Source organism: Desulfobacterales bacterium (assembly GCA_029211065.1).
Lineage (GTDB): Bacteria > Desulfobacterota > Desulfobacteria > Desulfobacterales > JARGFK01 > JARGFK01.
Genome location: JARGFK010000055.1, coordinates 24,637 through 31,452, shown reverse-complemented (window position 1 = coordinate 31,452; position 6,816 = coordinate 24,637). Strand labels below are relative to the sequence as shown.

7 protein-coding genes are annotated in these 6,816 nt (G+C 50.7%); 3 read left to right on the top strand and 4 right to left on the bottom strand.

Translation table 11 applies throughout. The annotated features are described in order from the left end of the window. Positions 1-221 precede the first annotated feature (221 nt). The 3 genes from P1P89_13170 to P1P89_13160 all read right to left on the bottom strand — a co-directional run bounded on the left by P1P89_13170 (position 222) and on the right by P1P89_13160 (position 3,271). Positions 222-1,025, bottom strand: coding sequence for a type IV toxin-antitoxin system AbiEi family antitoxin domain-containing protein (locus tag P1P89_13170; protein ID MDF1592461.1), 804 nt, complete (start codon positions 1,023-1,025; stop codon positions 222-224). Between the two features lie 198 nt (positions 1,026-1,223). After that, the gene (locus tag P1P89_13165) at positions 1,224-2,414 is read right to left on the bottom strand and encodes a hypothetical protein (GenBank protein ID MDF1592460.1); all 1,191 of its coding nucleotides are present in this window, start codon (positions 2,412-2,414) and stop codon (positions 1,224-1,226) included. Between the two features lie 44 nt (positions 2,415-2,458). After that, positions 2,459-3,271, bottom strand: a complete 813-nt coding sequence (locus P1P89_13160; GenBank protein ID MDF1592459.1) for an aldo/keto reductase — start codon at positions 3,269-3,271, stop codon at positions 2,459-2,461. A gap of 212 nt (positions 3,272-3,483) precedes the next feature. Between P1P89_13160 and P1P89_13155 the strand changes: the two genes are divergently transcribed. The 3 genes from P1P89_13155 to P1P89_13145 all read left to right on the top strand — a co-directional run bounded on the left by P1P89_13155 (position 3,484) and on the right by P1P89_13145 (position 5,898). Continuing rightward, entirely contained in the window at positions 3,484-3,696 is a 213-nt protein-coding gene (locus P1P89_13155; GenBank protein ID MDF1592458.1) for a hypothetical protein, read from the top strand. 166 nt (positions 3,697-3,862) lie between these two features. Beyond that, the gene (locus P1P89_13150; protein MDF1592457.1) at positions 3,863-5,095 is read left to right on the top strand and encodes a CinA family nicotinamide mononucleotide deamidase-related protein; all 1,233 of its coding nucleotides are present in this window, start codon (positions 3,863-3,865) and stop codon (positions 5,093-5,095) included. A 56-nt stretch (positions 5,096-5,151) separates the two neighbouring features. Next, positions 5,152-5,898 (top strand): sulfite exporter TauE/SafE family protein, encoded by a 747-nt coding sequence (locus P1P89_13145; protein ID MDF1592456.1) that lies wholly within the window; start codon positions 5,152-5,154, stop codon positions 5,896-5,898. On the opposite strand, the gene P1P89_13140 is transcribed toward P1P89_13145, so the two are convergent. Continuing rightward, positions 5,899-6,786, bottom strand: coding sequence for an NAD(P)-dependent oxidoreductase (locus tag P1P89_13140; GenBank protein ID MDF1592455.1), 888 nt, complete (start codon positions 6,784-6,786; stop codon positions 5,899-5,901). Positions 6,787-6,816: the final 30 nt, after the last annotated feature.

Sequence of the window (6,816 nt, the reverse complement as noted above, 5' to 3'; positions counted from 1 at the left end):
TACAGAAGAAAATCTAAGACAATAAATCGGAAGGTTCAAACCGCCGAAGAATATATAGTTTCAGATCGCCGCTGACACCGTCAAAAAAATACTGGAGAATCAATGAGCAATAGTAGTCCTTTTCGATTAGACTCGCTGTAAACCCTGTAACAGATTCAGAATATGACAATGCCTCCCGGAAGATGTCCGGATCCATATCGTGAGGATAGGGGAAATTTACTTCATTCATTAACAATAATACCCCATTTGTAGTTTATTGCTCCCTTAGAGGGTTGGCCTGGTACCCAGGGGATCAGTGAACTCGTAGCGTTGAGTTGGCCCTGGAGTTGATTTGTCATTTTTGAATTCTGTAAATAGCTATCTAGTAAATATCCGATTCGCCTGATCGTCGCCATATTTCCATATTTAGCCGCAACCTCGATTAACTCGAACTCGAGTTCGGGCTCATTTTTAATCTCCCGCTTGATCCAGTCATATCCCCTGGGCAGGCTATTAAAACGGGACCAGTCGTAAACAGCATCCATCAGGGTCCTGGCCTTGGAAGAATAAATCATTTCGACGTCCTCCCGGGCGCGTATTGTCTTGACTGCTCCAAGGCGTTCGTCTGCGACTTTGATGAATTGAAACCCCAAGTTCCCTATAGAACGTTTTCCAGAAATACGGTTGTTGTAAAGATAGGTGATGTTTGGCGCTTGATCGTCTAAATCGTAGAAATAAAAGGCCGCCGGCCCGCAGATTTGATATTTGCCTTGCTTTTCTTCCATGAACTTCTGAAGAATCAGGGCTACCCCCGGACTATATTTGCCTCCTGCCGGTATACGTGAGGGAACAAGATAGACCCCGCGCTTAAGCCTTAAAATCCAGCCAGACCTGGAAAGGCGACGGAACAAATCGCGTTCCTGCGGTCCCGTTATGTTCAATATGGGGGCTATTTCTCCAGTCCGGATAATGTCCAGCTTTTTCAACTGAGCATAGGCGAAGAACCTAGATGAGAGGCTCCCCAATTCTGGTCCTTTTGATTTCATGATATTTCTCGCAAATGGGTTAATAAGCCATTATCAATAAACATCATAAATGTCAATTTGTTTGATTATCTTGAAAGTTGTTGCGGTTCAATCGACATTTGAAAAAAGGAATAACCGGCAGGAGGATAAAAAGTTTTCGCCGCCCCAAACGAACGGGCGGCGAAAATAGTGTCCACTGGAAGTTCTCCATTAAGGAAATCAGCCCTTGACTACATCCTTAACGATCTTCTCAAATTCACCGTCCGAGACGAGTCCTTTCTTTTTGAGGCCCATGTCTTTGACCGCCAGCAGTATGGTATCAACCTGTTCCGACGTGGCCGACATATTCATTTTGCCCAGCTTGTATTCGATGGATTTCTTGCCGCTTTTCTTGCTTAAAAGAATCTCCCGGTCTCTGCCAAGGATCTCAGGCGAATAGCCCTCCACCGACGGCGGATAATTGATCAGCTGGGCGACCGTCACCCCGCTCTCGCGCTTGAATACGTTTTCACCCGTCACGGGTTTCAGCGGCGACAGCGGAATATTGGTCTTTTTCGCGACCAGTTTGGCGGCCTCGTATAATTTTTTCATGTCGATGTCGACTTCCATGCCGTATAATTTGGCTGCAATCGCCGTTTCCGCCAGATCGGCATTGCCGGTTTTTTCGCCCAGCCCGTTGATGGTTACCTGGGCGCAGTAGGCGCCGCCCTTAACGGAAAACATCGTACAGGCCGTGGCCATGCCGAAGTCATTGTGGCAATGGGTCATGATGGGCACATCGACCCATCCGCGCAATTTTTTTGTCAGATAATACATGGTTTCAGGCGTGGCCACGCCCAGGGTGTCCACCATCACGACTTCATCGGCGCCGCCTTCTTCAACGGCTTTTCGATATACTTTTTCAAGAAAATTCAGATCGGACCGTGTGGCGTCCACCGCAAAAAAAGCGGTATAGAGTCCGTTCTTTTTGGCATGCTGCAGGGTGTCCAAAACTTTTTTCAAGACCGATTCCTCTGTAAAATTGTTCGCCTTCATTTTAATCTGGCTGGTTGCAATTTCGCAGATGATGTGTTTAACACCGACATCGATGCAGCCGTCGATGTCACCTTTGACTGCCCGGGAAAATCCCCAGATTTCAGCCTTTAATCCGGCATCCAGAAGCAGTTCAAAGGCTTCCTTGTCCTCTCTGGAAACAACCGGCATCCCGCCTTCAATCCGTCTGACGCCCAGCGAATCAATCATTTTGGCAATTTCAAGCTTGTCGTGTTTGTCCCAGGAAACGCCGATGGTCTGCTCGCCGTCGCGAAGCGTTGTATCGTAAAAATCAAGCGTCTTTGGAAATTGATTCTCTCCGAGAACGTCGTCTTTTAGATTCAACTCACTTACCCACAATTGTTGTGCATCACTCATTGAATGGTTCCTCCTTTTTTTTAGATCTCAAGAATATAATATCCTTACAGTGTAATCGCAATCCGTTGAACATAATCTCTTGTTTCTTCATCAAACCACGGCGGTTCGCCCGCAGCGGCGTTTTCAATCACCCGCTCCACCTTACTGGTCGCCGGAATCACACAGCTTACGCGCAAATCCGACAGGATCCATTTTAATAATGCCTGTGGCCAGGTCCGGACGTTGAATCTTTTAAGCGGGTCCAGTTTCTCAGCGGACGGCGGTCTCCGGGCTAAAAATCCCTGCTCCAGCGGCCGCATCACCAGAACGCCGATGCCCAATTCCCGGGCCAGGGGCAAAACCTCCTGTTCCACAAGCGTGTCGGCCACATTATAAGGAATCTGTATCTGCTGAATCCGCCCGGTCTGCATCACCTGCATCAATTCCCGAAACGCGCCGGAGCTGTAGTGCGTGACGCCGATGACTTTGACATGGCCGCTTTCTCGTAAATCTTCCAGAACCGGCAAATGTTCTTTCCAGAGAACCAGATTGTGAATCTGATAAATATCCACACAATTTTCAAACCAGCCGAGAGCCTGGTCGATCTGCCGTCTGCCTTCGGAAACTGAACTGCTCCAGACCTTGGTGGCGATGGCCGCCTGTCGCCGTTTTCCCTGGACCGCCTGGGCCAGCACCCGCTCGGATTCTCCGTACATCGGCGAAGAATCAAACAGGGTGGTTCCCACTGAAAGGGCTGTATCGACGATTCGGCGGCAATGTTTTTCAGACCGACGGCCGGACGCATCAAAGGTCTGGAATGTTCCCATGCCCACAGCAGGAACGTTGACGTCGGTATTTCCGAGGGATCTTGTTTCCATTTCGATAGAAATTGTTTCGCCATGAAATCAATCCGGCAGGGGCCTCGCAAGACCGATTGGATTAAAATCATGATCATTACAATAAGCGTTAAAATTTATATAACAACACCTAAAATATCAAGCTTTTTATTCCGTAATTTTTACCAAAAACGACCGGACACTAAATAATTGAGGGGTCGGGAGTTTCATTAAAATGCATAGGGGGTGAGCCATTGTCACTTCACCGTTTGTCGGCGGACCGCCAGGGGATAGCCCCCAGCCCCCGTGAGGGCCGTACCCATCCTATCGAAGCATTACCGCACGGCAGCGATCCCGCTCAAGTTCCATTGAACCACCCCCAAAAGATTGATTCCCACGGCGAGGATGATCGTCTCTGCCTGTTGCCGGTTAACGCAAAGGTTGGGGGCGTGTGCAGGGCATCGTAACCTTTGGTTACGGCTCCCACGGGGGCTGGGGGCTATCCCCTGGCGATCAAGACAACATTTGAAAACTCCTCGACCCCTCAAATAATCAGAGTTGTTGATATTCTGTCCGGGGAGTTGTATGGTCGAGGTCGTTTAAAAATCATCTCAACATAAAGGATTGCGTAACATGAAAGCTGAAATCATCATGATCGGCACGGAGCTGCTGCTCGGACAGATTGTGGACACCAACGCATCGTATCTGGCCCGCAAACTGGCCCAAATCGGTTTTGACCTTTACCGCAAGACAACCATCGGCGACAATGAAAACCGCATTGCTGAGGCCATTCAGAATGCTTTTACCCGCTCGGATGTCGTGATCACCTCCGGCGGACTGGGGCCCACAGTGGACGATAAAACCCGTGACGCAGTTGCGGCTGCCACCGGGCGCAAATTGGCCCTGGACCACGACCTGCTGAAATACATTGAGGAATTCTTTAACAAACGGGGTATGGCGCTTGGCGAAAACAACAAGCGCCAGGCTTTTATTCCCACGAATGCAATCCCCATCGAAAATCCCGTGGGTACGGCCCCGGGATTTATCGTCAACCATCAGGGCAAGTTTGTCATGTCCCTGCCGGGGGTTCCCCATGAACTTAAGCATCTCACCGAAAACACCGTGCTGCCATTTTTGCAACAGCAATTCGGCATTAATACCCTCATCAAAACCCGGGTGCTGAAAACCGCCGGCATCGGAGAAAGCAATATTGACCGGCTGATTTCCGATCTGGAGGAATCCGACAACCCCACCGTCGGTCTTGCCGCTCACCTTGGCGCGGTGGACATCCGGATTTCCGCAAAGGCCGACACCCCCGCAGAAGTGGACCTGCTGCTGAACGGGATGGAAACAAAGGTCAGAGACCGTCTGGGGGATATGATTTACGGCATGGATGATGAAACCATTGAGGCGATCGATGTAAATTTACTCTTAAAACACGGTCTGAAAATCGCAATCCTTGAAACCAATACCGGTGGGGAGTTGGTGCGCCGGCTTACATCCGTTCCCGGCGGCTTCAGCGTCCTGTCATTTTCTCTGGGCACCGCAACCGACGGAATATTAACCGTGCTACCCGGCGATACCGGCCAACAGCCGCTTTTATCCCGTGAAGGCGCCCAAATGCTTGCAAAACGGATTTGCCAAAAAGCCCAAAGCGATATCGGCGTTGCCGTTATCGGAGATGAGGATCCGGATGTCGGCCCCTACAGCAAACAGACCGGAAATACCTATGTCGGCCTGCATCTTCCGTCCCGGGCCGCCGCAGAACACATTCGCCTGGGAGGATTTTCAAAATTCGCGCGCATCCGGATTACCAGCATTGTTTTGGATATGCTCCGGCGACAACTCTTGAAATACCCGGGATAGCCGATTGACATCGGGCATTTTTTGATATTCTGCGCTCAGTCGAAAGATCTGTCTACATGGAACCATTTAATCTTATCATTCTTTTTCTGGCCTGCTTCGCAGCCAGTCTTTACGGCACCCTGATCGGCGGGTCCAGCCTGATTATCATCCCCCTGCTGATCCTCATGGGCCTGCCGCCGCACACAGCCCTGGTAACGGACCGGGTGGGCGTCATCGGACTGATCATGGCCGGATGGTACAAGTTTCATCAGAAAGGGCTGGTCAATTACCGGATTGGTATTGCAATGGCCCTCCCGGCCCTGACGGGTTCTTTTCTGGGTGCAAAAATCGTTCTGCAAATCGATGCGGCCGTCTTAAAGCTCGTCATTGCCGGGCTGACGGTCCTGATGGTGGTCTTTATGATCCTGAAGCCCGGCATCGGCATCGAAAAAACGCGGGAAACCGTCAAAACGAGCGACTATCTCATCGGCGCCCTGATGACCTTTTTCGTGGGAATATACGCCGGGTTTTACGGCGCGATGGCAGGCACGTTTCTCTTTTACATTGTTTTGCTGTGGTTCAAGCGGACATTTCTGGAAAGCGCCGGAACATTTAAAATAGCCGGGTTGTTCATGAACATCATGGCCGCGGTGGTTTTTGCACTGAACGGGGCCATTGACTATTCCATCGGCGCTGTCCTGTTCGCGGGCAGCTTTATCGGCTCATTTATCGGCGCGCATTACTCCGACCGACTCGGCAACGTCTGGATTCGAAGGTTTTTTATTCTGATCATTGTCATTATGATTATCAAATTGATTATCTGATCAGATATTCGCCAGATCATTGTAAAATGCGATAATAGCTGAATTGTCCCATTCGCCCCTGTCCCGCGCCACCTGGGATGTCAGCGCCTGGGCGTGCAGGCTGCTTAGGGGCAGCGGAAAGTTCAAACGGCTTGCCAGATCCAGGATCAGACGCACATCCTTGAGATGAAAGGCCAGCTTCCCCTCGGGCGGCAAAAAATCCTGTTCGATCATTTTGGCGCCTTTCATATCCATCGCCCGTGAATAGGCCGCTGAATTTTTAAGTACCTCCAGCAGAACTTTCGCATCCATGCCGGCCTTTTTCCCCAGTGACAGCCCCTCGGCCAGAACCATCCGATTCAGCCCCAGGACCAGATTGACAATCAGCTTCATCATTGCGCCGGACCCGTTTTTGCCGAGGTAATAGCTCCTGTCTCCCATGGCGGTGAATATCGGCTCGCACTCTTTATAAACATCCCGGCTGCCGCCGACCATAAAGGTGATATCCTTTTGGGCGCACATCTTACTGGTCCCGCTGATGGTGGCGTCCAGCATTTCAATTCCCTTTTCCCTGAGCCTGGCCGCCAGCTCGGCGGACATGAGCGGGTCCGCCGTGGTCGTGTCGATCAGGACCAGTCCCCGGTTCGCTTTGTCAAACAGCTTCAGGACGCTTTTGGCGACTTCGTTCACCACGTGAGAATTGGGCAGTGACAGCAGGATCACCTCGGCCTTTTCCACCAGTTCGGCTGGATCATTGCACCCTTCTGCGCCCATTTCAACACCGGCGGCTATCTGGGCAGGATCAATGTCATATCCCATCACCGGATATCCGCCTGAAACAAGATTCCGAAGCATGCCCTTGCCCATCAATCCAAGACCGACAAATCCGATATTTTTTACTTTCTTCATATGGTTTCCTTAAAACGGCGACCGGACCTG